Source organism: Corallococcus terminator, from assembly GCF_003611635.1.
Lineage (GTDB): Bacteria > Myxococcota > Myxococcia > Myxococcales > Myxococcaceae > Corallococcus > Corallococcus terminator.
Map to the genome: position 1 here is coordinate 61,500 of NZ_RAVZ01000002.1, position 26,485 is coordinate 87,984.

Here is a 26,485-nt window from a genome sequence, read left to right on the forward strand (position 1 = left end):
GGTCCCCACCCTCGTGGGATGGGGACCTGGGGTTCTAGCTCAAGGGCTGCGAAGCGGCGTCACTCCCCATGGTCCTGCGGCTGCTCGGGCACCTGCTTCTGTGCGCCGCTGCCGCCGGTGCCCTGATCCGGGGCCGGGTCCTGATGGTCGATGCCCGCGCCGTGCGGCTTCGGCTGCTGCGTCCCACTGCCGCCCGGCTGCGCGTTCTGGCCGCTTTCCTTGTCGCCCTGGCCCGGCTGCTGCGCGCCGCTGCCGCCGACGCCCCCCGAGCGCGAAGGCTGCGCGCCCGCCACGTTGCGCTCCACCACGATCTCCACGCGGCGGTTGTTGGCGCGGCCCTCCGCCGTGGCGTTGCTCGCCACCGGCCGGTTCTCACCCATGCCCCGGATGTTGATGCGGTCCGAGGGCACGCCCTGGTTGACGAGGAAGTCGCGCACGCTCTCCGCACGCCGCTCCGACAGTTGCTCGTTGTAGGTGTCCGTGCCGCGCGAGTCCGTGTAGCCCTCGATGAGCAACGGGTTCTTCGACTCCTTGAGCGCCGTGGCCACATCACTCAGCCGGTCTCTCGCCGCGGGCAGCAGGTCCGTCGCGTTCGTCGCGAAGAGCACGCTCCCCGACAGCGTCACCACCGTGCCGCGCGCCTCTTCACGCACCTTCACGTCCTTGTCCTGCAATTGCGTCAGCGCCGTGGACGCGCGCTGTTCGGCCTGGAGCCGCGCCTGGCGCTCCTGCTCCAGTTGCTGCGTGCGCTGCTGCAACTCCTGGTTGAGCTGGGCCATCCGCTGCGCTTCCGCCTCCTGCTGCTGGCGCGTCTGCGCCTCCGCCGTGCGCATGCGTTCGGCTTCCTGCTGGCGCTGGGCGTCGTACTGCTGCCGCTCCTGGTCGTATTGCTGGCGCTGCTGCTCGTACCTCGCGCGCTCCTCTTCCTGCTGCTTCGTGAGCGTCTGCGCGCGCGCCTCCTGCTGCTGACGCAGGGCCTGCTCCGCCTGGGCCCGCTGCTGCGCGGCCAGGTCCGCCTGTCCGCGGGCCTCCGCGATCTCCGCCTTGCGCAGGGCCACGTACGCCAGCGACCGGGTCTTCACCGAACCGTCGCTCTCCGCGTACTCGTTCTCCGCCTCCTGGAGCGCCGCGCGGGCCGCCGCCACGTCCGCGGGCCGCTCGCGGCCCTCGGGACTGCGGGACACCTCTTGGTACGCCGTCCGAGCCGCGGTCAGCTCACTGGGGGGCGAACTGTGAGCACACCCCACCGTGAGCGCGGAGGCTCCCGCGAAAGCCAACCATCCAAATTTCCAACGCTGCATGACGCTCTCCTCACAGACAAAAGGGGATGGACCTCAAGGCTGACCACGACGCATCGAATCGAGCTGTTCGGAGGTCCGCCGCGCCTCGTTCTGCATGGGCACCGCGCGGGCCAGCGCCGACGCGAGGTCCGCGTCCGCCGCGGCCTGACGGAAGCGCAGCTCCGCCGCCTCCTGCTCACCTTCCTGGATCAACCGCTCTCCGTCGGAGATCTGCTGCCGGGCGAACTCCAGATGTCGCGCGGCCTCTGGAATGTTCGGGGCCTGCGAGTTCTCAGCCGAGCGCAGCGCCGCTTCGGCCTGGACGCGTTGCTGATGGGTGGCGGTCGTAATCACCTGCTTGCCTGCACAGCCAACGGTGGCGAAGCAGAGCAAGGCAGCGGCGAACAGCTTCGGGCGCATGGGTCACCTCAAGCCGGGTGGAATGCTGGGACGCACCGGCGGCCCAGGGGGAGTCGGTCAGAAAATGGGGGCCGTTCGTCCACTCGGCATCGGCGCCGCATTCCCGACAGGCTTGCTGGCCAAGGGGGTTGACAGGCGTCGTGTAGGGAACGAGGCGCACAGGCAGGAGACGCCCCGCACCTCCCTTTCAGGCTGCCCGGCCGAACGGGCTGCTGGCCGCGCGGCGGAAGGGACGCTAGAGGGGGAACATGCGCCTGCACCTCGTGGACGGCACGTATGAGCTGTATCGGGCCCACTATTCGCCCCGGCCGGGCACCACCACCCCGGACGGGCGCGACGTGAAGGCCACGGCGGGGGTGATGGATTCCCTGCTCGCGCTGTTGCACGACGAGACCGAGGCCGTGACACACATCGCGGTGGCGTTCGACAACCCCATCCGCTCGTTCCGCAACGCGCTGTTCGCCGGCTACAAGGGCGACGAGGGCGTGCCGCCGGAATTGCGCGCGCAGTTCGACCTGGTGGAGCACGCGGTGGAGTCGCTGGGCGTACGCGTGTGGTCCATGAAAGACCATGAGGCCGATGACGCGCTCGCCACGGCGGCGGCGCGCTTCGCGGGCGAGGTGGAGCAGGTGCGGCTGCTCACGCCGGACAAGGACCTGGGCCAGTGCGTGCGGGGCCAGCACGTGGTGCAGGTGGACCGGCGGCAGCAGAAGGTGATGGACGCTGAAGCGGTGAAGGCGAAGATGGGGGTGGCGCCCGAAAGCATCCCGGACCTGCTGGCGCTGATGGGCGACGACGCGGACGGCATCCCCGGCCTGCCGGGCTTCGGCGCGAAGGGCGCGGCGACGGTGCTCCAGGCCTATGGACACCTGGAGGCCATTCCGGACAGCGCGGCGGAGTGGACCGCGAAGCCCCGGGGGGCGGACAAGCTGGCGGCGACGCTGAAGGCGCACCGCGAGGACGCGCGGCTGTACCGGACGCTGGCCACCGTGGTGGAGGACGCCCCGCTGCCGGGCACGAAGTCGCTGGCGGACCTGGAGTGGAAGGGCGTTCCGGAAGCGCGCTTCAAGGCGTTCTGTGAAGGATTGGGATTCAAGACCCTCCAGCGCCGGCCGAAGCGCTGGGCGGTCTGACGAGGAAGCCATGAGCATCGAATTGAAGCCGCCGTCGTCGGATGACTGGGTCCCAACGCTGGAGGACACGCCCTTCATGCGCCTGGGAGGCGAGGCGGCGGTCCACGCCCTGGCGGAGGCCTTCTACGACGTGATGGACGCCGAGGAGCCGGCGCTCGCGCACGTCCACGAACTGGATGCGCAGGGCAAGGTGAACCGGGGCACGCGCGAGCGCTTCGGCATGTTCCTGGTGGGCTGGCTGGGCGGGCCGCAGCACTACAGCGCGACGCACGGGCATCCCCGGTTGCGCATGCGCCACGGACACGTGCCGGTGGACCTGTCCATGCGGGATGCCTGGCTGCGCTGCATGCACACGGCGATGGACCGCCAGGGTGTCACGGGCGGCCTGCGCCGCTTCCTGGACGACCGCTTCGCCCACACGGCGAACTTCCTGCGCAACACCGAAGGGTGAGGTCCTGGCCTGGCGTAGAATCCCGCCATGCGCACGCAGTCGCGGCCTCGACCTCCGCAGCCTGACTCCGCTTTCGACGCCGATGTCGCGTCCCCGCCGTCCGTCGATGAGCTCGTGCCCCTGTTCGACAGGGCCCTGGCGGATGCCACCAGCGAGTCGAGCAGTCGCCAGGTCGGGGCCCTCAATGCCTGCATCGACCGGATGACGCGGACGGAGGACCCGGAGAGGCTCGCGCCTGTCCTGCATGCGCTCCTCGCGAAGGACGGCGTGAACCGACTGGTGGACGAAGAGGGCGTGCCCGTGGGCATCGCCGCCACCCGGGCGTTGCTGGCCCTGTCCTATCCGCACCCGTTGGAGGTCTCTCCGGAGCGGTTGGAGACCCTGCGCCAGTTCGATGACTTCATCGTGCCCCCGGCCCCGAGCGGGAAGCTGTTCTTCGTGCTGACGGTGGCGGCCCTGATCCAGGGGTTCTTCTTCGCCATCTCGCATGGCAGCCCCTACTTCGAAGGGCTCAGCGCGGATGTCCTCGCGGGAATGGATCCCGCGTCCCTGCCGCCCCCCACCCTCTGGGCACGCTTTACGGAGGGCCTCGGGCCCTTCTGGCGGGTCGTGAAGCCCGCGGTGCCGTGGATCCAATTCATCGCGAGTGCCCTGGGCTACCTCTTCGCGGTCGCCATCGCAGACACGGCCCGGGAGCGGCTCCTGGCCCGGCGCGGGTTCGTGGTGCTGGGGCTCCTGGGGATGGCGGCGGGTTTCCTGTTGCCCCTGCGTGACACCCAGCCCCTGGGGGCCGTCGCCTCCGCCATCGGGGCCTTGCTCGCGGCGCACAACCTGCCGAAGCCCATCGACCGACGGATCGCCTGAGTGCCCGCCTGCCCGCCGGTGGCCAGACGGACGGAGCGCCCCCACCCTCTTCTTTTCACCAGCAGGGGCCCCGCTGCTCAAGGCCACGGGCCCGGATGGGGGTTGGGACAGATGCGCTCGAACAATGATGTCTGGAAGGCGGCGGGCTTTGGCGTGCTGGCGGGCATGCGCACCCTGACGGCGCCCGCGTTCCTCGCGGCCTCGCTGTCGAACAAGCCGAGCCGCGTCCTCAAGCGGGCCCTGCCCGGTCTCACGTCGCGCAAGACAGCCCACAGGCTGGGCCTGATGGCGTTCGGCGAGATGGTGGCGGACAAGTCGCCCAGGGCGCTGCCGCGCATCAACCCCAAGGTCATCGTGGGCCGCATCATCGCGGGGGCCATCACCGGCGCCGCGGTGTCGCGCGAGCGCAAGGGCGCCAAGGTCGGACTGGCCCTCGTGGGCGCGGCGGCGGCCATCGCCTCCAGCTACTTCTTCTACGGCTTCCGCACGCTCGCGTCGGACAAGCTGAAGGTGCCCAACCTGCTCGCGGGCCTCCTCGAGGACGGCCTCGCGCTGGCCCTGGGCTCGCGACTCTCCGGCGGGCTGCGGTAGCACCCGGCCCGGCTCACCCTGGCGCCGCCTTGCCAGCGGTGAGCCGCGCCTCCAGCCGCTCCAGCACCGCGTGCTCCGCCCGTGCCCGCTCCGCCAGGGGCGCGAAGAGCAGCCGCGAGCGCAGGCCCATGCCTTCGGTCAGCTCGAATTTGCGCAGGTCCTCCGGCAGCGCGAGCAGCACCTCGCCCAACGGACGCACCCGGTGCAACTGGTAGGAGCCCGCGGCCTCCAGGGCCCGCACCACGTCGGCCTCGGGTTCCGCGCGGGCCAGGGCCTCGCGGGCCTTCGCCTCGTATCGAAGCCCTGATTCCACCCGCTCCTCCAGGTCCGCGAGCACTGCGGCCGAGGTGCGCTGGGCCTCCCTCAAGAGCCGCAGCGGATCCAACGCCCGCTCCACCCGGCGCCGCACCGCCGGAGACGGAGCCCGCGCGCGCCCCTCCACCCGGGACAGCACCGCGTCGCGGTAGCTCGCCGCGAAGCAGACCACGAACAGCGCTTCCTCCAACGGCGCCCGTTCGCGCGCGGCCAATCCCTCCGACAGCGAACCCAATCCCTCTCCAGTGAGCACGTACCGGCGCCCCCGGGGCAGCCCCTTCACCGCCGCGCCCGTGCTGGCCTCCGCGTGGCCGCCGCGCACCAGTCGCTCCAGCGTGCGCCGCACCTGCGTGAGGTCGATGTCCTGCGAGGGCCGGGTGACGTCGTGCTCCACCCAGTTGGTGAACAGCAGGAAGAAGAAGCGCACGTCCGACACGCGAAACCCGCCCGCCCGTGCTCCGGCCCCATGCGCCGCGAGCAGCGCCGCCTGCACAAAGGTCGCCTGCGTATCGATGTAGCCCAACCGCGCCGTCAGCGTGCTGTTCCGAGCCATGCCCCGCAGGATGCCAGCACCCGTCGCCGCCGTCGTCATCCTCGCAGGTGACAGTGTCTGCTCGCGTGGAAGCCATGAATCCCAGGCCCCTGCGTTTGAGGAATGAACTCACGGTCCCGGAGGACCTTCATGCTGCCCTGGCTCTTCGCCATCGCCGTCGGCTGCTTTCTCATCGAACAGTGCTTCCGCGGCTGGAAGCTGCCCCGCGTGCGCGGCTGGCACCTGCGCGTGGTGATCATCAACCTGGCGCAGGTAGGCGTGGTGGTGCTGGCCGGCTACACCTGGGAGAAGTGGCTCTCCGCCTTCTCGCTCTTCCATCTGTCCCGGCATGTGGGGCCGGTGGCGGGTGGGGTGCTGGCGTACCTGGTGGCCACGTTCGTCTTCTACTGGTGGCATCGCGCCCGGCATGAGAGCGACGTGCTCTGGCGGCTGTTCCATCAAATCCATCACAGCCCCCAGCGGCTGGAGGTCATCACCAGCTTCTACAAGCACCCGCTGGAGATGATGGCCAACAGCATCATCGGCGGACTGCTCGTCTACACGGTGCTGGGCTTGAGCCCGGCGGCGGGCGCCATCTACACGGCCTGCTGCGCGCTGGGCGAATACTTCTACCACACCAATATCCGCACCCCGAGGTGGGTGGGCTGGTTCTTCCAGCGACCGGAGATGCACCGGGTGCATCACGAGCACGGCAAGCACCGCGACAACTACGGCGACCTGCCGCTGTGGGACATGCTGTTCGGCACCTACTCGAACCCCGCCACCTGGGACGCCACCTGCGGCTTCGATGACGCCCGCGAGCAGCGGCTGGGGGACATGCTCGTCTTCCAGGACGTGCACCGCTCCTGAGCGGTGGCACACTGGCGCCCCCCGCTTCATTCGTGAGGTTGCGCCATGGCCAGCTCGCGTCGGCAGTTCCTGACCCACACCGTGATTGGACTCGCGAGCACCACCGTCTCCGCCGCCCCGGACGCGGGCACGTCCGCGCCGGCCGGCGCACCGCCCACCTTCGGCGCCGGTCCCACCGTGGGGCCGGAGGTCAGCCCCACCACCTTCGCGGAAGCGGAGAAGCTGATGCAGGTCCAGCTCACGCCCGCCGAGCGCACCCAGGCCGCCGGCAACTGGCGCGTGTCCATGGCCCCGCTGCATGAGCGTCGCACCGGACCCCGCAAGCTCGCGCTGGAGCCCTCGCTGGCGCCCGCCTCGCAGTGGAACCCCACGCTGCCGGGGCAAAGGGAGGTACGCCCCGCGCCGGCCCGCTTCGTCCGGAGTCGCGACGCGAAGACGCCCCTGCCCACGAAGGACGAGGACATCGCCTTCGCGCCGCTCACGCAGTTGTCCCGCTGGGTGGAGTCGCGCGCCATCACGTCCGAGCGCCTCACCCAGCTCTACCTGGAGCGCCTGAAGCGCTACGACCCGAAGCTCCAGTGCGTCATCACCCTGACGCCGGAGCTGGCGCTCGCCCAGGCCCGTCAGGCGGACAAGGACATCGCGGCGGGCCGGTACAAGGGCCCGCTGCACGGCATCCCCTGGGGGGCCAAGGACCTGGTGGACACCGCGGGCATCCGCACCACCTACGGCGCCGAACCCTTCCGCGACCGCGTCCCCACGACGGACGCCACGGCGGTGGACCGGCTGCACAAGGCGGGCGCCGTGCTGGTGGCGAAGCTCAGCCTGGGCGCGCTGGCGCTCAATGACATCTGGTTCGGTGGCGAGACGAAGAACCCGTGGCTGCCGGAAGAGGGCTCCTCGGGCAGCAGCGCGGGACCGGGCGCGGCGACGGCGGCGGGGCTCGTGGGCTTCTCCCTGGGCAGTGAGACGGGCGGCAGCATCGTGTCGCCCTCCATGCGCTGTGGCATCACGGGCTTGAGGCCCACCTTCGGCCGAGTGCCGCGCACCGGCGCGATGACGCTGTGCTGGTCGCTGGACAAGCTGGGGCCCATGACGCGCGGGGTGGAGGATTCGCTCCTGGTGCTCGCGGCGCTCAACGGTCCGGACGCGGGCGACGTGGCGACCGTGCACGCGAAGCTCGACTTCGACGCGAACGCGGGCGTGAAGGGCCTGCGCGTGGGCTACGTGCCCGCGTGGATGAAGGAGAGCCCCGCCACCGACGTGGACCGCGCGGCGCTGGAGGCACTGAAGGGTCTGGGGATGACCCCGGTGGAGGTGGGCTTCCCCGACTGGCCGTACTCCGCCCTCAACGTCATCCTCTTCGCGGAGGCCGCCGCCGCCTTTGAAGAGCTCACGCTCAGCCACGGCGTGGACGCGCTGAAGATGCAGGTGCCCGACGCGTGGCCCAACCTCTTCCGCCAGTCGCGCTTCCTGTCCGCGGTGGACTTCGTGCAGGCGGACCGGCTGCGCCGCAAGGTGGCCCAGGAGATGGCCCGAGTGATGTCGCAAGTGGACGTGCTGCTCGTGCCCTCCCTGCGCGATGAAGCTCTCACCATCTCCAACCACACGGGCCACCCGTCCCTCACGCTGCGCACCGGCTTCGTGGAGGTGTCCAAGGCCCGCAGCGACTGGGCCCCGGACCCGAAGCGCCCCGTGCCCACCTTCGCCACCCCGCGCCGGGTCCCCCACGGCGTGACGCTCATCGGCCAGCTCTTCGAGGAAGGCACCCTGGGTCGCGTGGGCATCGTCCTGGAGCGAGCGTCCGGCGTCGCGAAGGAGCGCCCGTCCGGTTTCTAGGCCCACGCCGATTCATTTGACAGGTCAGTCCAGAATCCTTAGGTAACACCCATGGCGCGCACGAAAGAGTTCGACCGCGATGAGGCCGTCCGGCGGGCCATGGCCGTGTTCTGGGAGCAGGGCTACGAGGCCTCCTCCACGGAGGACCTGCTGCGCGCCATGGGCATCGGGCGACAGAGCATGTACGACACCTTCGGGGACAAGCACGGCCTCTACCTGGAGGCCGTGCGGCTCTATCAGGCGGAGTACGGCGCCAACCTGATGGAGTGCCTGCACTCCAAGGCTTCGCCCCTGGGCTCCATCCGGGAGTTCCTCCTCACCATCCCCAATGGCAGCCCCAAGGACCGCGCTCGGGGTTGCTTCTCCGTGAACGCGACCACGGAGATGGCGCACTCGGATCCGGAGGTCGCCGCGATGCTCAAGGCAAACGTCGGTCCGGAGGTGATGACGCGCGCCGTGCGCGAGGCCCAGCAGAAGGGGGAGCTCAACCCCCACCTGGATGCGCGCATCACCGCGAACTTCCTGCTCGCCACCACCGCGGGCCTGCGCGTGAGCGCCAAGGCGGGGCTTCCCCCCGCGGCCCTCCGCGACATCGTGGACTTCACCATCGCGGGCCTCAAGGCCCGGTAGCCCCCGCCTGTGTTCGTCGAAGACCCGGGTGCCGTCTTCGCATGCCTGTATCTGGATTATTCAGTCAAAAATAGCCGCAAAGGGAGTCCACGCCATGTCGATGCAGAACTACTACCTGTTGGGCCGTTCGGGACTGCGGGTCAGCCCCCTCTCGCTGGGCACGATGACGTTTGGAAAGGACGGGCCCTATGGCGGCGTCTGGGGCTCGACGGATGAAGTCTCCCGGGCGCTGTTCGACCGGTACCTGGACGCGGGCGGCAACTTCATCGACACCGCCGACCTCTACACCTACGGCACCGCGGAGACGCTGCTTGGGAAGTTCATCGCGGAGCGGGGCGGGCGGGACCGCATCGTGCTGACGAGCAAGTACAGCTACAACAGCACCACCCCGGGGGACCCCAACGCTGGGGGCAACGGCCGCAAGAACATGGTGCGCGCGGTGGACGCGTCGCTGCGCCGGCTGCGCACCGACTACATCGACCTGTACCTGCTGCACACCTGGGACCGCATCACCCCGGCCGAGGAGGTCGTCCGCACGTTCGACGACCTCGTGCGGGCCGGGAAGATCCGCTACGCGGGCCTGTCCGACGTGCCGGCCTGGTACGCGGCGCGCGCGCAGACCTGGGCGGAGGCCCACGCGCTGACGCCGCTCATCAACCTCCAACTCCAGTACTCGCTCATTGAGCGGACCCTGGAGCCGGAGTTCACGCCGCTGGCGCAGACGCTGGGCATGGGCATCACCGCCTGGAGTCCCCTGGGCATGGGCTTGCTGTCGGGCAAGTACAAACCCAGTGAAGGCCGCCTCCAGGGCGAAGGCCGGCTCACGTCGGCGGTGGGTGGCGACAAGATGGGCCTGTTCACCGAGCGCAACTGGGCCGTGGTCGCCACGCTGGAGAAGGTGGCGAAGGAGCTGGGCCGGGAGATGTCCCAGGTGGCGCTCAACTGGGTCGCGACGCAGCCCGCGGTGGGCTCGGTCATCATTGGCGCCAGCTCCGTGAAGCAGCTCGACGGCAACCTCGCCGCGCTCGACTTCACCCTGCCTCCCGAACTGCGGCGGCAACTGGATGCGGTCAGCACGCCGTCGTCCGTCCCGTTCCCCCACTCCATGTTCGCCATCCCCCACCAGTTCGACCTGCAAGGCCGGGCCGCGGTGGGGGACAAGCCCGCGGGCTACACGTCCCCGGTCTTCGCGGGCCCACCCGCCACGGTCGCCTAGCGCACGTCCGTCCCCTCCGGCAGGGCGGGGGGGACTGCCGGACGGCGTCCGCGGGGCCACTGTGTTTCGGTTCCGCGCACCGCCACCTTCCGCGCCAGTCATGGTCCGGGGGGTGGTATGTCTTTGACACGGTCGGGAGTGAAGTTGTGGTGGATGCTGGCGCTGCTGGTGGCGCCCGGTGCCCATGCCTTCAATGACGCGGACGCGGTGCGGGTGTTGACCTTCGCCCGCGCGCAGTTGAGCGACACCACGGCGGAGATGCCGAGCGTGAACCGCTCCCCCAAGTCCTCGCTGTCCAACGGGACGTGGACGACGGTGGCCAACACCGACCGCATCGCGTGGACCCAGGGCTTCTTCCCCGGGAGCATGTGGTTCATGTACCAGGTCGGGAGCGAGCCCTACTGGAGGGACCGCGCGGACATGTGGACGCGGCCCCTGGAGGTCCAGAAGACGAACACGGAGACCCACGACCTGGGCTTCAAGATGTACCTGAGCTACGGCAATGCCTGGCGGCTTACGGGCAACACGTACTACCGCGACGTGCTGCTCACCTCCGCCGGGTCCCTGGCCACGCGCTACAACAGCACCATTGGCATCATCGACTGTTGTGATTGGAACTCGGCCTGGCAGGTCCCGCTCGTCACCGACACGATGATGGACATCGAACTGCTGCTCTGGGGCGCGCAGAACGGCGGCCCGGCCGTGTGGCGCACCATGGCCGTGAACCACGCGCTCAAGACGCTCGCGGACGCGGTGCGCCCGGACGGCAGCTCGTACCACTACGTGGACTACGCCACCAACGGCACCATCCGTTCGCGCGGCACGTTCCAGGGCTACTCCAGCACGTCCACCTGGGCGCGCGGTCAGGCGTGGCTCATCTACGGCTACACCATGGTGTACCGCTACACGCAGGACGCGCGCTTCCTCACGGCCGCGCGCCGGGTGACGGACTACTACCTGGCGAACCTGCCCGCGGACGGCGTGCCCAACTGGGATTTCAACGCGCCCAGCCAGTACAAGGACTCCTCCGCCGCGGCGGCGGTCGCGTCAGCCCTGCTGGAGCTGAGCGGCCTGGAGACGGACGCCACCCGGCGCACGCGCTACCGCACCGCCGCGCTGGCGATGCTGGACTCGCTGGCGTCGCCCGCCTACCTCGCGCAGGGCACCAACAGCCCGGGCCTGCTGCTGCACGGCGTGGGCAATCTGCCCGCGAACCAGGAAATCAACGTCAGCCTCATCTACGGCGACTACTACTTCCTGGAGGCGATCCTGCGCTTCAACCCGCGCCCGAACTATCCCTGGTACTCGAAGCTGATGCTCCCCCGCAGCCAGCACCTGCTGGGCACCACCAACACGGGCATCCGCAACGTGGAGTTCGACCTCACACCCCTGGCCGCCAACCTCAACGGCGGCGTCGTGGGCTGGACGGACAGCTCCACGGAGGTCACGGCCTTCAACCGGCTGAACATGGCGGTGCGGATGAGCGAGGACGGCATCTTCCAGGTGCGCAACGGCGCGACCTACTCGTGGATCCGCCGGGTGCCATACGTGAACGGCCAGACGTACCACTTCCGCATGAACGTGGACCTGAACGCCCGGCGCTACACCGTCTGGGTGACGCCGCCAGGAGCCGCGGAGATACTGCTCGTGGACCGCGTCGCCTTCCGCTCGGACGGGCCGGCCATCAACGACCTGGGCCGCGCCGCGGTCATCTCCACCGTGGTGGACAGCGACTTCCGAGTGACCAGCCACCGCGTCTACGCGCCCGGTCAGGCTGGCAACGTGGCGCTCGCGCCGCAAGCCCCGCTGCCCGAAGCCACGTGGCGGCAACTGGATGCCCCCGAGCCGGCCTCGGCCAGGCCCGGTGCGTCCGAACGCTGACGTGATTGCGTCGCCTGGCGGCCTGCTCATCATCCGGAGCAGGCCGCCAGGGGTGCGTCGGGGCCCGGGAGCGGTTACATCCCCCTGGCGATGAACCTGGACCTCTTCCCTCCGGAGCCTCCCGCCGCACGTCCCTCCGGCCCCGGGCCGCTGGACCGGCTGCTCAAGGTGTCGCGCATCTACCTGGAGCCGGCGGTGGAGGAGCACGCGCGCGGGCGGGAAATCCTGGCGCGCTTCCCGGACGCGGAGCGCGTGGAGGTGGCCTCCCACCAGAGCATCCCCGGTCTGTTCGGCAACGCCGGCAACGTGGAGGCGTGGAACCGCATCAAGGGCAGCACGCTGGTGCTGGGCGTGAAGAAGACGCTGTCCTTCATCGCCAACGATCGGAGCTCGGACTTCATCGCGCCTTCGACGGCGAACGGGTGCGTGATGGCGTGCGCGTACTGCTACGTCCCCCGCAACAAGGGCTATGCGAATCCCGTCACCGTGTTCGTGAACATCGACGGCATCGCGGCGGCCATCCGTCGACACGCGCACAAGCGGGGGCCCAAGCTGGTGCCCAACACCGTGGATCCGCGCGATTGGGTCTACGACATCGGCTGCAACAGCGATTGCTCCGTGGACGCCGCCATCAGCGACAACGTGAAGGAGCTGGTGCGGCTGTTCACCACGTTGCCCAACGCCAAGGGCAGCTTCGCCACCAAGTGGGTCAACCGCGAGCTGCTCACCTACGCGCCCAAGGGCAGGACGCGCGTGCGCTTCAGCCTGATGCCCCACGCGCAGGCGAAGCTGCTGGACGTGCGCACCAGCCCCATCGCGGAGCGCATCGCCGCCATCGACGACTTCCTGGCCGCCGGCTACGAGGTGCACCTCAACTTCTCACCCGTGGTCCTCCAGGAGGGCTGGCAGGACGCCTATGTGGAGTTGTTCCAGCAGGTGGATGCCGGCATCGGGAAGGCGGCGAAGGCGCAGCTCGCGTGTGAAATCATCTTCCTCACGCACAACGCCGGCCTGCATGAGGTGAACCTGCGCTGGCACCCGAAGGCGGAGGCGGTGCTGTGGACCCCGGAGACGCAGGAGACCAAGGTGTCCCAGGGCGGCGGCGTCAACGTGCGCTACCGCACCGGCTTCAAGGGGCGCCACGTGGCGGAGTTCCAGGCGCTGCTCGCCCGGCACCTGCCGTACTGCCGCGTGCGGTACGCCTTCTAGGCCACCCGGGGGCTCGCGCCACGTCCCTGGAGTGCGGGGGACTGGAGGCGACGTCCTGGCCCTCGACCCTCAGGTGTCGAAGCGGAAGTCGGTGCCACTGGCGGAAGGCCGCTTCGCGAACTGCTGACAGAAGCGGTTCAGCGTTTGATAGGGGGCCGTGGGCAAGACGTCCCGGAACTCCAGATGGGTCACGAGGCAGAAGAGCGTGACCTCCAGGTAGCTCAGGTCCCGCTCAGGCGGCAGGGTGGCGAGCGCCGCGCTCGCGTTCTCCTCCAACCACGCCATCATGTTGAGCAGGGATTCGCGCAGCTTGAGCGCATGGGGCGTGCCCTCACCGGCGCCGGCCATCTTCTCCATGACCAGCGTCACCTCCGTCGCCATGGCTTGCAGGGTGAGTTCCTGCATGTTCGCCAGCAGGGGCACGTCCAGGGCCTCCGGCCACACCACTCGGGGCCTGGGATTCGACTGCCGCCATAGCTCACGGGAGGCATTGAGCGCGCCGAACCAGACGCCTCGGGAGGTCTTCAGGACGGGAATCCGGAGCGCGGGGTTGCCGCCATAGTCCGCCGGGTCCTTGGACAGGAGGTCTCGCACCGCCTGGAAGGAATGGTCGACGTGCAGCTCCGCCGCGAAGAGCCGGGCAATGCGCGTGAAGTGCGAGCTTGAACGGCCGATGATGACGGGCTTGTCGAGCGTGGACATGGGGGTCCTCCGAGCGGAATCGCATGGCAGACTACCGCACCACGGGTCGGCGAAATTCGAATCCGTCGTACTGCCTGTCAGGGTAGGGCCAGTTCCACCGTGACTCCTCCCGCGGGAATCTACCTGCGAGGGGGCATAAGGCAGACTGCCGCGCCGCCACGCGCATCCGAGGGGGAATCCATCATGGAACGGTTCGGGGAACCGGGCTCGACAGCCCGGCGTCAGCGATTGCACTTCATCAAACAGGCGCGCTCGTGGTGCGCGCTCCTTCTGGCCATCACGGTCAGTGCCTGCGGCGGAAGCTCGACTTCCACCGACACCGTGGCGTCCATCGTCATCAACGGTGCTCCCGCCGAAGCCATCCTCATCGGGGAGGGCGTGCAGCTCACCGCCACGCCGAAGGACGCGGCCGGTGCCACGGTGGACAGGCCCGTGGCCTGGGTTTCCAGCAACAAGGCCGTCGCGGAGGTGAGCGCCCAGGGACGGGTCCTCGCTGTGAGCGTGGGCGAGGCGGCCATCTCCGCCACGAGCGAACGCGCCACCACCACCGTCATGATCCGGGTGTCGAACCCAACGGAACCCGCGGACACAGTGGCGGCTGTCCTCATCAGCGGTGCGCCCATTGAGCCCATTGTCACCGGAGAAAGCGTGCAGCTCACCGCCACGGCGAAGGATGCAGCCGGCGCCACGCTGGACCGGCCGGTGACCTGGAGCTCCAGTAACAGCGAGATCGCCGAGGTGAGCGCCCAGGGCCTGGTGCGGGCCGTGAGTGCGGGTGAGGCGTCCATCTCCGCCACGAGCGAGCGCCATACCGCCACGGTCGCGGTGCGGGTGAAGGTGCCGCAGGTCGCTTCCGTGACGCTTGAGGGCGTGCCCACCGGACCGGTGCGAACCGGCACGACGGTGCGACTCTCCGCCATCCCGAGGGATGCCCAGGGCGCTCCGCTCGCTGACCGCGTCGTCACCTGGAGCTCGGGTGACACGACCCGGGCTCAGGTGGATGCCACCGGCCTGGTGACGGCGCTGAAGGCGGGCCAGGTGCACATCACCGCGACCAGCGAGACGAAGAGCGCGTCCGCGACCCTGATGCTCGAGTCTCCTGACATCGCCTCGGTCGCGGTTCTGGCTGACTCCCCCGGGCTCTACGTCGGCCAGGAAGTCCAGCTCCAGGCAGTCCTGAAGGACGCCAGCGGTCGCGTGGTGACGGGTCGTGTGGTGACCTGGACGAGCTCGGATGCCTCCCTGGCGGTGATTGACGCGAATGGCAAGGTCCTGGGCGTGGGCTTGGGCGCGGTGACCGTGACCGCCACCAGTGAGGGCACCTCCGGCACGGCATCTCTGCGCGTGCTCCCCAGGCCCACGGCCTCATGGACCCAGACGGCCGACTGGGCCACGTTCCAGGGGACTGGCCGGCACACCGGCGCGGTGGAGGCGACGTTGGATCCGCCGGCCTTCCGTTCGCTCTGGTCGCGCCAACTGGTCCTGGGGGGCGGTGGGCTGAATCCAGTCACCGAGGGCGACGGCGTCGTCTTCGCCTCCAACCCGAGCGGCTACAGCACGAATGGCCAGCAGCTCTTCGCCCTCCAGGCCCGCACGGGCACGCCGCTGTGGACCTTCAGCTTCAACAACATCGCCTCGGTCCATCCGCCCGCCTACAGCGACGGGTCGGTCTACCTCACCACGGGAGGACACGGAGACTCGTTCCTCTACGCGTTCGATGCCGCCACCGGCGACGTCCGGTTCCGCAGCGCGTACGGCAATCAATGGTCCAGCTACTACGCCCCCGTCGTCCTGGACGGGACCGTGTTCATGGCCGGCGGCTATTATGGAGGCATGTATGGCTTCAACGCCTCCAGCGGGGAGCACCAATGGTTCCTGGAGACCAACCAGTACGATGCGTGGACGCCCGCGGTGGAGGGCAACCAGGTGTTCGCCTACACCGGCAGCTACCAGCCGAAGTTGCAGGTGGTGGATGCCCTCAAGGGCACCGTCACCTATGAGATCGCCGACCCCGGCTTCCAGTGGAACGGCTGGAGCATGAACACGGCGCCGGTGTTGGGCAGCGCCCAGAACGTCCTCGCCATCCAGGGCAAGCGGTTGCTGTCCTTCGACCTGCGGAACAAGCAGGTGGGATGGACCCGGACGGCCACGTTCACGGGGACGGTCACCGTCGCGGAAGGGGTGTTGTATGTGTTCAACAACCGGCAGGTGGAAGCCCGGTCAGAGGCGGATGGTGCCCTGCTGTGGACCTGGATTCCGCCGGAGGGCGAGCCCCGGGGCACGACCGTCGTGACGGACAACCTGCTCTTCGTCAGCACGGCCTCGAACACGTACGCGGTGGACCTCGCCGCCCGGGTGCAGACGTGGAAGTACCCTGCCGGCGGCCGCCTCGCGCTGGGCAAGGACGGCATCCTGTTCATCGCGCAGGAGAACGGCGTCCTGGCCGCCATCGCGGTGAAGTAGGAGGCGCGGGTGCGGGGCTTTCTCAGGGATTAGACTCCTGCCATGAATTTCATCCCGGACGAGAAGCCGTCTCCCACCCAGCAGCTCCATGCGGCAATCACTGGCTACTGGCGCACCCAGGTCATTGGCACCGTGGCCCGTCTGGGAATCGCGGACCTGCTCGCGACAGGAGCCCGCGAGAGTGATTCGCTGGCGGCCGAACTCGGCGTCCACCCGGGCGCCTTGTTCCGGCTGCTGCGGGGCGGCATCTCCGCCGGCATCCTCGAGGCTGTCTCCGAGCGGACCTTCGCCCTGACAGCGATGGGCGAAGGGCTTCGCTCGAAGGTCCCCGGCTCGCTGAGGGAGATGGCCATCACCCAGAGCGCCCCAGCGCACTGGTTGCCCTGGGGGCTGCTTCCCGAGGCGGTTCGCACCGGAAGGTCCCCGGTACAAGCCGCCCTCGGCTCCGACATCTGGGGACACTTCGCCCGGCATCCCGAGGAGGCGGAGCACTTCGCCCAGGCCATGGGCAACCTGTCCGGCCTGGTGGCTAGTGAAGTGACGCACCACATCGACTTCGCCCCCTTCGCCCGCGTGGCGGACATTGGAGGAAGTCACGGCGACCTGCTCGCGCAGGTGCTGCGCGCCCATCCCTCCTGCCGGGGCATCCTCTTCGACCTGCCCCAGGTCGCCGAAGGCGCGAAGACGGTGCTGGAGTCGCGAGGCCTCGCCAGCCGCGTGGACGTGGTGGCCGGGAGCTTCTTCGAGCCCGGCATGCCCTCCGCCGAAGCCTACCTGCTCAAACACATCCTCCATGACTGGGAGGATGACCCGTCGCTCACCCTCCTGCGTCGGCTCCATGAGGCCGCCCCCTCCGGGGCCCGGCTCTTCGTGGTGGAGCTGGTGATTCCGGACAACCGGAATCCAGACCCGACCCACCTCATCGACCTCAACATGTTGGTGGTCGCCGACGGGCGCGAGCGCACCACGGACGAGTTCCGCGCGCTGCTCGCCGCGACCTCCTGGAAGGTGGAGCGCATCATCCCCACCCGGAGCGGGGTCAGCATCATCGAAGCGGTGAAGGCCTGAGCGGCGGTGATGTCCTAGCCTCGGCCTCCAGGCAATTGCTCGAGGACGTAGCCGTGGTGGCGCACGGATTCATCGACGCGCTCGTCCAGGATGCAGAGCACGTACACCGGCCGGTTGGTTACGCGCGCCGTCGCGAGGAAGTCGTAGCTGACCGCCCCTTCGAGCGGCACGTACAGCCGCTTCGCCACCGAACCCGATGGCGTCTCGAGCTTCAGCAGGACCCACGCCTGGTTGCGGGTGTTCCACGGCAGGCCGCAGTCCGTGATGACGGCCGTATGGCGTTGCCCCTCGCGACGGACGCGCGCGTACTTCTCCGCATCACCCGCGCTGGCAGCGAATACCAGTGCGAAGAAGACCAGGAGGATCGTGAGGAAAAGGATTGCCAGGGCCACCACCAGCATCAAGGCAGTCTACACGAGGCTCACCTGAGTGCCCTGCCCTGAAATCCCTGTTTGGCTGTCGTAGGGTTCGCGCCCATGACAATGGCATTGGGGGTGTCGCTGCTGCTGTTCACGGCGGCGCCCGAGGCGAAGGTGCCCGTGACGCCGAAGCAGCAGGCGGCGGTGGACGCGGCCCTGATGCAGGTGAAGACCGGCGATGAGAAGACGCGCAAGCGCGCCTACGCGGCCTTGTGGAAGCTGGGCGTGCGCGTGCCGTTGCCGGAGTTCGTTCCGTTCGCTCGCAACAACGCGGCCCCGCCGGAGCCCGCGACGCGTCCGGTGCCCTTGCAGGGGCCGGGCGCCCTGGCGTGTTCCACGCCCCTCTGGGCGAAGCAGGAGCTGCTGCACGACGAATCCAACGACGGTAGCTCCACGGAGGCGCGGGGCGTGAAGTTCGCGCGGAGCGAGCAGGCCCTGGCCGAGTCCGAAGATTTCCTGGAGTCGGTCGTGGATGCGCCAGCGGCCCCCAGCTCAGGTCCCTTCATCGTGACGTTCCTGCGGCTCGAGCGCATGGGGATGCGTTGTACGGCAGGGGAGGGCGCCCCTGTGACCACGGGGATGGGGCTGGGCCTGACCTCTCATCCGGCGGGCCGCGCCCTCCTGCGGCGCTGCTGCAAGGGAGATGCGAAATGCCTCACACAATCGACCCGGGAGGAGAGCTGCTTCTCCGACGTGTTGTCCGCCGCGTCCGGGGCGAGGGAGAAGTACGAATCCCAGGCCCCGAAGCTTTACGAGGAGCGACTCATGGACTGTCTTCCGGCCGGGGACCGGGTGAAGTCGCGGCTCCAGGATGAAGCCACGGATACGCCCCGGAGCCGGCGCGCTCACGCCTGCGCGCTGAAGATCGGCCGCGAATCCCTGGCGCGTGGCACCGCCCGGTGGGACCTGGAGGCGGCCATCTGGATCCAGGCCTCCTCCGCGGCCTGCGCGGCGGGCAATGTAAGGACCTCCTGCACGCCCATCGTCGTGGACCCGTGCCGGGGCCGCGTGGGCTACCACTGCTCGGACGAGAGCATCCGCGAACTCCAGGTGCCCCATGACGGTGTTCAAGGTGGCTGATGCCGCAGCTCCAGGGGCCCGCCCGCTCACTCCGTCCGCTTGCGGCGCCGTGACATGATACGGCTCAGGGCCACCTCGGTGATGCCGAGGTAGGCCGCCACGTCGCGCTGGGGAATCCTTCCCTTCAGGTGGGGATGCTCCTCCCAGAACTTCACGAGGCGCTCCTCCGCGGACAGCTCCAGGAACTCCTGCTCACGGCGCTCCTTGAGGACGAAGTGCTGCTCCGCCACCCGGCGCGCCAGCCGCTCCCAGCACACGTGGCCCCGCTCCAGCTTCTGGAAGTCCTGCGTCTGGAACACCAGCACGTGGCTCGGCTCGAGCGCTTCAATCGCTGTCATCGACGGCAGCCGTTGCAACATCTCCGCATAGGCTCCAATCAGCTCTCCCTCGGCGCGGAAGGCCTTGATGGACTCGACCCCGCGTGGCGACACGCGCACGCCCCGGAAGACACCCTGAAGCACCACGGCGAACCGGTCCGCCGCGTCCCCCGGACGCATGAAGAGCTCCCGCTTCGCGAGCGACTGCTCCTTCGCCACGGCTTCGGCCTTCGCCCACTCCTCGGGAGGGAGCGGGACCAGGGTGGCGAGGCGCTCGAAGAGCTTCGGGAATCTCACGTCGCGGGGACCTGGGCTTGACCTGGGTTAAGGCGGAGGCGGCTGTGGGAAACATATACCGGGGGCATGTCCCTCAACGTCTATGCGGTGGCCACGCCCTTCGTCATCGCCCTGGCCCTGGCGGAGTTCGCCTGGTGCGTGGCGCGGCGCAACGGCTACTACAGCTTCCAGGACTCCATCGCGAGCATGGGCACGGCGGTGATGAACCAGTGCGTCAACGTCGCGGTGGCCCTGATGGTGCTGCCCCTCTTCACGCAGCTTGGCCAGTACGCACCGTGGCGGCTCGACGCTTCGTCGCCGCTGTCGCTGGTGGCGCTCTTCCTGGGCGTCGACTTCCTCTTCTACTGGTTCCACCGCTTCGGGCATCGCACCAACATCGGCTGGGCGGCCCACTCGCCGCACCACTCCACCGAGGAGCTCAACTACGCGGTGGCCTTGCGCGCGAGCGTGACGCAGCGCCTCTTCTCGTTCCTCTTCTACTGGCCACTGGTGCTGGTGGGCTTCCCGCCGGAGGCGGTGCTGGCGATGGTGGCCTTCCACCTCGTGCTCCAGTTCATCCCCCATACGCGGGTCATCCCCAAGCTCCCCCGGTGGGTGGAGTCGTGGCTGAACACACCGTCGCACCACCGCGTGCATCACGCGCGCAACGACGCCTACATCGACAAGAACTACGCGGGCTTCCTCATCATCTGGGACCGGATGTTCGGCACCTACGCGGAGGAGACCGAGGAGTGCTCCTACGGCCTGACCACCCCGGCGAACACCTGGGACCCGACGGCCATCAACTTCCAGGGGTGGGCCCGGCTCGTCGCGGACGCCATCGCCACGAAGAGCCAGTGGGACCGGCTGCGCCTCTGGGTGATGCCCACGGGCTGGCGGCCCGCGGACCTTCCTCCGCGCGTGTTGGGGTACTGGAAGCAGGAGGGCGCGGAGGTGAAGTACCACTCCCAGGAGCTGTCCGGCGTCCGTGGCTACCTCGTCTTCCAATTGTTCGCGTCGATGCCGTTCATGCTCCTGGTGAGCCACCATGCCTCACCGCTGTCGGGCTGGCAGAAGGTCGCGTTGAGCCTGCTGCTCTGGGCGATGGCGACCGCCTGGAGCGGGATGCTGGAGTCGAAACGGTGGAGCGAACCGCTGGAACTCGCACGTTTGCTCGCCATGGGCGTGGGGGTGACGCTGTGGCTGGTAGGGGCCAGCGCGCCCCCGGCGTGGAGCGCTCTCACGGCGTCGTGGCTGATGGTCTCGCTGGTGTGGCTGCGGGTGGCGCGCGGTGGCGCTGGCCGGAAGTCCCAGACGACTGCCTTCCCAGGCTGAGAAGAGCGCTTGCCCGCTCCCCGGATGAACTGGAGCGGGCAGGGCGGCGATTGCGAGCGGCAATGCCTCTCGCGAAGCCCGGCGCCTGATTCCGCTACGACCGCTCCGTTCAGGCGCGCTGGAACGAGCCGGTCCGCACCTCGCCCTCGCGGACGTAGCGGGTGATCAGCACGCCGGTGGACGAGGTCTTCGACTCTTCGAGCCGGAACGCCGACGCCTGCGCGTGCTCGTCGAACAGGCGTTTGCCGCGGCCGAGCAGGACCGGGTACACGAGCAGGCGCAGCTCGTCGACCAGATCCGTGGCCAGCAGTTGGCGCACCAGGTCGCTGCTTCCCTGGGTCAGCAGGTCGGGGCCGTCGCCGCGCTTGAGCTCACGCACCGTGGCGGCGATGTCCGGACCCAGGGCGCGGCTGTTCTGCCACGCGAGCGTTTCCGGATGGTGGGTGGCGACGTGCTTGGCGACGCCGTTGAACAGGTCGGCGATGCCCTGGTTCCACGAACCCTTCGGGATGTGGGGCCAGTACGCGGCGAAGATGTCGTAGGTGCGGCGACCGAGCACCAGCTCGAACGGGCGCGAGAACACCCCGCCCATCGCTTCGCCAGACCCGTCGGCATAGGGGACGATCCAGCCACCGTGGGCGAAGCCGCCGCTGGGGTCCTCCTCCGGGCCGCCGGGCGCCTGCACGACGCCGTCGAGGCTGATGAACGCGGCAACAATGAGCTTTCTCATATCGGAGTTCCTTTGTGGGTCGACGTGTCTGCCTGTCCTCCCCAACGAACGGCGGCCCGGAGGATCGACACGGCTCCGCAAAAAGGGTCCGGAGTCTAACGGGGTCAGGTTCACTTCCCGACAGGCCAATGCGTGCGAAGCGCAGAGGAACCCCGACCGTGGCTCTCCCGCGCTTCGTTGAGGTCGCTGGACTTCACGGCCTGCCAAAGGCGTGATTCGAACGTCCATGCCGATCCTGCCGAAAGAGCGAGACCCCAGGCTGATCACGATTCGTCGTGGCGGGAGCCTGACCGACGAGGACCACCACCTGCTCGCGGAGTGGGCCGCCCTCTGCGCGGAGCACGTCCTGCCCTTCTTCGAGACCGCGTGCCCCGAGGACGCGCGCCCCCGTGACGCCATCGCCGTGGGACGGGCGTGGATCCGGGGCGAGGTGCGGATGCGTGACGCCCACCGGACCGCGTTCGTGGCCAACGCCGCGGCTCGTGGGTTGCCTGACCCGGCCAGGTTCGCGGCTCTCGCGGCAGGACAGGCGGTGGCTGTCGCCCACGTCGCCGCGCACTATCTGGGTGCGGCGGCGTACGCCATCCGAGCTGCCGTCGCGTCGGTCGCCGTGGGTGACGCGGAGGGGGCCCGTCTGAAGGAACTCGGATGGCAGCAGGAACGGATCCCCGCCACCCTCCGTGAGCAGGTCCTCGAAGACCAGCGGGCGCGGAACGACATCTGCTGGGGCGTCTTCACCTTGAGGCTCAAGCGCTCCGCGACGCGATGAGCGCGAGGTTGCGCGGAGACAGGCGCGGATCGAAGAGCTGGAGGAGCTCGACCTGGAAGCCCAGCTCCTCCAGGAGAAGCGCGCGATCCAGCAGGAGCACGACCTCCAACGCCCTCGCGAAGCGGTCCCTCAACAGGTGGCAGAGCAAGAGGTCCCGTGTCTCGGCGCGAACGGACACCTCGAAGGCATCCAGCTCGGCGTCCGTCATGCCGACATCGAGGCCCAGGCGCTCCAGACGGTCGCGCGCGTAGAGGGCGAAGCGTCCGGCATAGAGCGTCCGGGGGGCGTCCCCGGCCCTCACGAAGCCGCGCTCGGGAAAGCGCCGTTTCGACAGGAGAGCGAACGCGAAGCGCCACGCGTACACCCGCTTCATCCGCTCGAACTCCACCTCGGTCTTGTCATGCCGTCCCCGCGTCGTCAGCGCCAGGGCATGCGGGGTGAATGGCAGCGGATGCGCGCCCCCGAAGCGGGAGACGGGGTAGTCGCGTGGGGTCTCCAGCTTGTCGTAGCAGCAGCCGATGTTCAGGACGAAGCCCGCCCCCTGGCTCTTGCGGAGCTGCGTGAGGGCGAGCGGCCCGCAGGTGTGCAGACCGATGGAGGCCCGGTCCCGGCCGGAGAAGAGCGGATCAATCCGCGGTTGGGGCCCGTCCTCGACGGAGGCCTGGATGAAACACAGGGTGTCCCCGCTCGGGGAGTGGGTTTTCGTCAGCCACCGCCGGCCCTTGTCCTGCAACGCGGCGTCCCGATCGATGCTGTGGAAGGTCCACCCGAACGTCCGCGCACAGAGGCGGGCGAGATGTCCCATGCCGCCGCCGATATCGACCGCCTGGTGGATGAAGCGCGTTCTGGGCGCGAGCAGAGAGAGCACCCGCCCGAGCTCGTGGGTCTTCTTGGCGCTGAGTCCCTGCGTCTGCGCGACCGTCAGCGCGTGAAGGCCCTCGTGCCAGGGCAGCGCCGTCAGTTCCTGGAGCGCGCCCAGGAGCGCATGCAGGGATGGAGGCGGGACGCCCACGAGCGCCCCCTGGTCCAGCCGCCGCTCGCCTGCTTCATCGAGCGACCGGGCATAGGCCAGCCAGTCCTCGGGAAAAGCGGCGCCGGACCCGGGCCATCCCTGGAGGATGGAGCGGGACCAGAGCGGGGACCAGGGCCGGAGTTGGTGCGTGAGCGCCGCGAGTCGCGCCTGGAAGTCCATGTCGGCGCATCCTATGCGCCGCCGCTCTGTCGGTTGTTGGTGATGAAGGGGCCGAACTCCCAGGGCTTGGAGGCCATTCAGCGGGAGGGGCGCGAGCAACTCTGAAGCACCTGTGACTGCCCACGGCGAGTGTAGTGCTGGCTCCGGCGCGCGGGCCACCCCAGGCCGCGTGGTGTTGAGGCTCAAGCCATCGCCAACAGGCTCAGGCCCCTGCCGCGCCCCTGGTGGGAGGGCGGCCTGGACAGGCGTGTACCCCAAGGGGCTGCGCGGCCTCTGCACCGGCAGGGCACACAACTCGGACGACTCCCGTCAGCGACCCTCCTCGTCCCCTCTGCTCCAGCCCGTCATCCTTCAACAGAGCTCCTATCCGCCTTATGCTCATGCTCGTGGGGCTACGCGCGGCAAACGCAGGGCACTCCCGACGCGCCTCTGACGCGCTACCTGGGGGCCCTCGCGCAGGTGCGGAAGCAGGGCCTCAAGCCCCGAGCCGAGGGCGGCAGGGAGCCTCGGTAGACAGACGAGTCTCCATCGAAGACGCGGACATGCGTCTCGGCCGCAAGAGCAAACGCTTCAATGGCTACAAACAACACCTCGGCACGGACCTCGACAGCAACCCGTGCTGGCCTGCTGCGTGACGCCAGCGAACCGCCCGGAGGAAGAGGCCACTGCCGCCCTGTAGGGATACATGGCTCGACGCGGACTCTTCCCAGACGCTCTCTTCAAAGAGGGTCTCTAAGTTTCCGCCTGAACAGGATGGCAGTTGCTCGTTTGTTCAGTTGCGAGAGGAGACGCTGTTAGGGAACAACGGTTGACTTGAAGCGGATCTCATAGGGCAACAGGCCCTTAATGGACGGTGCCATGTCGGGTGCGGCAACGATAGATATTGATTCAATATGCAGCACGCTGGGGCAGATACTTAGCGTCAGAGGCGAACGTGATGCTGCAAACATTCTCGCTGTTAGCTCTGTTGAACTGGCTTTTCAAGAATACGACAACTATGATGGTGGTGTTGAAATCTATAGGTTGGAAGTCCGTGTCCCTCCTGCGCAATTCGCCGCACATTCTCCCGAGCAAATAAAAAGGACTGAAGAGACATACTCCGCTGTTCTCAGGGAGCTAGGCATCAACGGGCGTGAGCGAATCTGGAGTGCCTCTGTATCCCCATCTATAACATCAACGCAAGATTGGCGTGACGGCATTCAGCGGGCACTCGGTACCGAAAGAGTGAATAATCAGGGGCGCGTCCGCTCAAGCAACCCAGCTCCGATTGAAGTTGATGGATTGCGGTTTCGGTCGATGACCGAAGTTAATATATATAAAGCGCTCAAGTCCACGGGCGTTGCATTTGCCCCTCTTCCCGTGTTCTTGCGAGGAGGCAGTCGATACCAGCGAATCGAGCCGGATTTCGTCATCATCTGGGGTGGCAAGGTGCTGGTGCTAGAAGTCGATGGGGCATCTCACACTGAAATGCCTGCGGATGCCGACAATCGCACTGAAATGCTTGAAGTGGAGGGTATTCAAGTCAGGCACGTAAGGGCGGACGACTGTCTCACCGAGGCTGCGGCCATGGACTGTGTCCGCAGAATCATGAGTGTTTATAGAATAGTTGCTCAAATTCCCTAGCAACCCACTCACTCGCAAAGGTTATTCCCAATTCGACCATGAGAGCCGCCGACCACGTTGCTAGAATAAAGAAGCTGCGAAAGTCTGACTTGATCGGAATGCTGCAACAGTTGGTGGCCGGCAAAACTCTGTCTGGGTGGCCAGATGGTAAGGCATTTGAGCATCTCATTCTCCGCGCTTTTGAGATCGAAGGCGCTGAAGTCACTTGGCCGTTTTCGGTTAGGCGAGATGGGCAGGAGCTTGAGCAGATTGATGGGGCTGTGAGGGACGATGGTCTGTCTTGCTTGGTTGAAGCAAAGCACTGGGCAGAAAAAGTGGACTACACTACCATTGCCAAGCTGCGAGCACAGTTGAATCGACGGCCATCGCAGGTGATAGGCTCGGTATTCAGTGCGAGCGGGTATACAGCGCCAGCTAAGGTTCTCGCGCAGTTTACAGCCTCCCCCAATGTTCTTTTGTGGGAACTCGATGATATTGAGTATGGTTTGAAGAATCGAGCGATGCGAAAGGGGCTTCAGGCTAAGTTTCGCCATGCTGTTGAACATGGATTCACGGATTATAGTCTGCTGGTTGAGGCACTATGACTACTTATGTCGTGACGGAAGGTTTGTTCGATGAGGAGTTGGTGCGAAAGTTGATTGCGAATAAATTAGGCAATAGTCGTGTCCAGGTCATCAGTGCTCATGGCAAGTCATCCGCACAGTCGCTCGCAAGGACGCTTGCGGGGATAAAAAAGTCGCCAGTGGCACTTGTTATTGATGCTGATGAGCATGATTCAATAAAAATCCAAGAGGGAAGAACCTACATTGAGTCGCTATTGGGCTCTGCTGCGCCTCGCGACATGTGGGAACTGGTGTTGTTTGTGCCTGCGCTTGAAATCATATTTTTCAAGACCCCAAACTGGTTTCAATCGCTCGGATTGCCTCCTCCTTCGACGCTCCAGCGGGAACGTGCCGAACACTCCCCGCGCAGAGTTTTGGAGGAGTTGTTGCGATCCAATCTCAAAAGCTCACGGCAAGACCCGCGTCGGTGGTTGATCGAGAAGATGAGTTCAGCCTCAATTGAGCTTCTCTGGGCGACAGAGCCCCTTGCGACGTTGGGTGCTTTTATTGAACGAAAAAAAGATATATCAATTGGATAGGATTGGTGTCGAGAAACGCATGGCGTAGAGTCCGTGTCGAGAGTGGGAGTTGGCGCAGGGTGGGAGTTGCAGGCGCCATCTCCCGACCTTGGCCGAAAACCCTTGTGGCGTGGCAATGGTTTGCGCCACTGGGTTCCTT

General features: G+C 67.7%; 26 protein-coding genes and 1 pseudogene. 19 read left to right on the top strand and 8 right to left on the bottom strand.

Annotation, left to right across the window (positions count from 1 at the left end):
• Positions 1–59: 59 nt before the first annotated feature.
• Complete coding sequence (locus tag D7V88_RS00475) at positions 60–1,301, bottom strand: OmpA family protein (RefSeq protein WP_120538591.1); 1,242 nt, start codon at positions 1,299–1,301, stop codon at positions 60–62.
• Positions 1,302–1,334: 33 nt separating this feature from the next.
• On the bottom strand, positions 1,335–1,700 hold the full coding sequence (locus D7V88_RS00480) for a DUF4398 domain-containing protein (RefSeq protein ID WP_120538592.1): 366 nt from the start codon (positions 1,698–1,700) through the stop codon (positions 1,335–1,337).
• Between the two features lie 248 nt (positions 1,701–1,948).
• On the opposite strand from D7V88_RS00480, the gene D7V88_RS00485 reads away from it, so the two are divergent.
• The 4 genes from D7V88_RS00485 (at position 1,949) to D7V88_RS00500 (ending at position 4,739) form a co-directional block, all read left to right on the top strand.
• Positions 1,949–2,833, top strand: coding sequence for a 5'-3' exonuclease (locus tag D7V88_RS00485; RefSeq protein WP_120538593.1), 885 nt, complete (start codon positions 1,949–1,951; stop codon positions 2,831–2,833).
• Positions 2,834–2,843: 10 nt separating this feature from the next.
• Complete coding sequence (locus tag D7V88_RS00490; protein WP_120538594.1) at positions 2,844–3,284, top strand: group II truncated hemoglobin; 441 nt, start codon at positions 2,844–2,846, stop codon at positions 3,282–3,284.
• 27 nt (positions 3,285–3,311) lie between these two features.
• On the top strand, positions 3,312–4,148 hold the full coding sequence (locus tag D7V88_RS00495; protein WP_120538595.1) for a hypothetical protein: 837 nt from the start codon (positions 3,312–3,314) through the stop codon (positions 4,146–4,148).
• Between the two features lie 111 nt (positions 4,149–4,259).
• On the top strand, positions 4,260–4,739 hold the full coding sequence (locus tag D7V88_RS00500; protein WP_120538596.1) for a DUF4126 family protein: 480 nt from the start codon (positions 4,260–4,262) through the stop codon (positions 4,737–4,739).
• A 13-nt stretch (positions 4,740–4,752) separates the two neighbouring features.
• Here the strand turns inward: D7V88_RS00500 and D7V88_RS00505 are convergent, their stop codons facing one another.
• Positions 4,753–5,607 (bottom strand): hypothetical protein, encoded by an 855-nt coding sequence (locus D7V88_RS00505; protein ID WP_120538630.1) that lies wholly within the window; start codon positions 5,605–5,607, stop codon positions 4,753–4,755.
• A 129-nt stretch (positions 5,608–5,736) separates the two neighbouring features.
• Between D7V88_RS00505 and D7V88_RS00510 the strand changes: the two genes are divergently transcribed.
• The 6 genes from D7V88_RS00510 (at position 5,737) to D7V88_RS00535 (ending at position 13,231) form a co-directional block, all read left to right on the top strand.
• Positions 5,737–6,456 (top strand): sterol desaturase family protein, encoded by a 720-nt coding sequence (locus D7V88_RS00510; protein WP_120538597.1) that lies wholly within the window; start codon positions 5,737–5,739, stop codon positions 6,454–6,456.
• A 45-nt stretch (positions 6,457–6,501) separates the two neighbouring features.
• Positions 6,502–8,295, top strand: coding sequence for an amidase (locus D7V88_RS00515; RefSeq protein ID WP_120538598.1), 1,794 nt, complete (start codon positions 6,502–6,504; stop codon positions 8,293–8,295).
• 51 nt (positions 8,296–8,346) lie between these two features.
• Positions 8,347–8,925, top strand: a complete 579-nt coding sequence (locus D7V88_RS00520; RefSeq protein ID WP_120538599.1) for a TetR/AcrR family transcriptional regulator — start codon at positions 8,347–8,349, stop codon at positions 8,923–8,925.
• A 94-nt stretch (positions 8,926–9,019) separates the two neighbouring features.
• Positions 9,020–10,141 carry an aldo/keto reductase gene (locus D7V88_RS00525; RefSeq protein WP_120538600.1) on the top strand — a complete coding sequence of 374 codons (1,122 nt, stop codon included), beginning with the start codon at positions 9,020–9,022 and terminating at the stop codon, positions 10,139–10,141.
• Positions 10,142–10,279: 138 nt separating this feature from the next.
• Positions 10,280–12,022: a glycoside hydrolase family 88 protein gene (locus tag D7V88_RS00530; protein ID WP_244237882.1), complete on the top strand. Its 1,743-nt coding sequence runs from the start codon at positions 10,280–10,282 to the stop codon at positions 12,020–12,022.
• A gap of 90 nt (positions 12,023–12,112) precedes the next feature.
• The gene (locus D7V88_RS00535) at positions 12,113–13,231 is read left to right on the top strand and encodes a spore photoproduct lyase family protein (protein ID WP_120538602.1); all 1,119 of its coding nucleotides are present in this window, start codon (positions 12,113–12,115) and stop codon (positions 13,229–13,231) included.
• A 69-nt stretch (positions 13,232–13,300) separates the two neighbouring features.
• Here D7V88_RS00535 and D7V88_RS00540 read toward each other — a convergent pair whose 3' ends face one another.
• Positions 13,301–13,933, bottom strand: a complete 633-nt coding sequence (locus D7V88_RS00540) for a glutathione S-transferase N-terminal domain-containing protein (protein ID WP_120538603.1) — start codon at positions 13,931–13,933, stop codon at positions 13,301–13,303.
• Between the two features lie 183 nt (positions 13,934–14,116).
• On the opposite strand from D7V88_RS00540, the gene D7V88_RS00545 reads away from it, so the two are divergent.
• Positions 14,117–16,396, top strand: a complete 2,280-nt coding sequence (locus D7V88_RS00545) for an Ig-like domain-containing protein (protein WP_120538604.1) — start codon at positions 14,117–14,119, stop codon at positions 16,394–16,396.
• A 42-nt stretch (positions 16,397–16,438) separates the two neighbouring features.
• Positions 16,439–17,464 carry a methyltransferase gene (locus D7V88_RS00550; protein ID WP_120538605.1) on the top strand — a complete coding sequence of 342 codons (1,026 nt, stop codon included), beginning with the start codon at positions 16,439–16,441 and terminating at the stop codon, positions 17,462–17,464.
• Between the two features lie 14 nt (positions 17,465–17,478).
• Here the strand turns inward: D7V88_RS00550 and D7V88_RS00555 are convergent, their stop codons facing one another.
• Positions 17,479–17,868 (bottom strand): hypothetical protein, encoded by a 390-nt coding sequence (locus D7V88_RS00555; protein ID WP_147448544.1) that lies wholly within the window; start codon positions 17,866–17,868, stop codon positions 17,479–17,481.
• A 72-nt stretch (positions 17,869–17,940) separates the two neighbouring features.
• Between D7V88_RS00555 and D7V88_RS00560 the strand changes: the two genes are divergently transcribed.
• Positions 17,941–18,963 (top strand): hypothetical protein, encoded by a 1,023-nt coding sequence (locus D7V88_RS00560; RefSeq protein WP_147448545.1) that lies wholly within the window; start codon positions 17,941–17,943, stop codon positions 18,961–18,963.
• Positions 18,964–18,989: 26 nt separating this feature from the next.
• Here D7V88_RS00560 and D7V88_RS00565 read toward each other — a convergent pair whose 3' ends face one another.
• Complete coding sequence (locus tag D7V88_RS00565; protein WP_120538608.1) at positions 18,990–19,577, bottom strand: Crp/Fnr family transcriptional regulator; 588 nt, start codon at positions 19,575–19,577, stop codon at positions 18,990–18,992.
• 66 nt (positions 19,578–19,643) lie between these two features.
• Between D7V88_RS00565 and D7V88_RS00570 the strand changes: the two genes are divergently transcribed.
• A complete protein-coding gene (locus D7V88_RS00570; protein WP_120538609.1) occupies positions 19,644–20,891 on the top strand; it encodes a sterol desaturase family protein in 1,248 nt (415 codons plus the stop codon).
• A gap of 109 nt (positions 20,892–21,000) precedes the next feature.
• Here D7V88_RS00570 and D7V88_RS00575 read toward each other — a convergent pair whose 3' ends face one another.
• Positions 21,001–21,621 (bottom strand): dihydrofolate reductase family protein, encoded by a 621-nt coding sequence (locus tag D7V88_RS00575; RefSeq protein ID WP_120538610.1) that lies wholly within the window; start codon positions 21,619–21,621, stop codon positions 21,001–21,003.
• A gap of 226 nt (positions 21,622–21,847) precedes the next feature.
• On the opposite strand from D7V88_RS00575, the gene D7V88_RS00580 reads away from it, so the two are divergent.
• Entirely contained in the window at positions 21,848–22,390 is a 543-nt protein-coding gene (locus D7V88_RS00580) for a putative immunity protein (protein WP_120538611.1), read from the top strand.
• Here the strand turns inward: D7V88_RS00580 and D7V88_RS00585 are convergent.
• Positions 22,368–23,582 carry a methyltransferase gene (locus tag D7V88_RS00585; protein ID WP_120538612.1) on the bottom strand — a complete coding sequence of 405 codons (1,215 nt, stop codon included), beginning with the start codon at positions 23,580–23,582 and terminating at the stop codon, positions 22,368–22,370. The genes D7V88_RS00580 and D7V88_RS00585 overlap by 23 nt on opposite strands.
• A 423-nt stretch (positions 23,583–24,005) precedes the next feature.
• Between D7V88_RS00585 and D7V88_RS44110 the strand changes: the two are divergent.
• From D7V88_RS44110 to D7V88_RS42520, 4 genes and pseudogenes are all read left to right on the top strand, one after another.
• A pseudogene (locus D7V88_RS44110) lies at positions 24,006–24,258 on the top strand (IS1182-like element ISStau7 family transposase); the annotation flags it as partial.
• Positions 24,259–24,440: 182 nt separating this feature from the next.
• A complete protein-coding gene (locus tag D7V88_RS42515; protein ID WP_147448546.1) occupies positions 24,441–25,205 on the top strand; it encodes a putative endonuclease domain-containing protein in 765 nt (254 codons plus the stop codon).
• 38 nt (positions 25,206–25,243) lie between these two features.
• A complete protein-coding gene (locus D7V88_RS00590; RefSeq protein WP_120538613.1) occupies positions 25,244–25,789 on the top strand; it encodes a restriction endonuclease in 546 nt (181 codons plus the stop codon).
• An 11-nt stretch (positions 25,790–25,800) separates the two neighbouring features.
• A complete protein-coding gene (locus D7V88_RS42520) occupies positions 25,801–26,346 on the top strand; it encodes a hypothetical protein (RefSeq protein ID WP_147448547.1) in 546 nt (181 codons plus the stop codon).
• Positions 26,347–26,485: the final 139 nt, after the last annotated feature.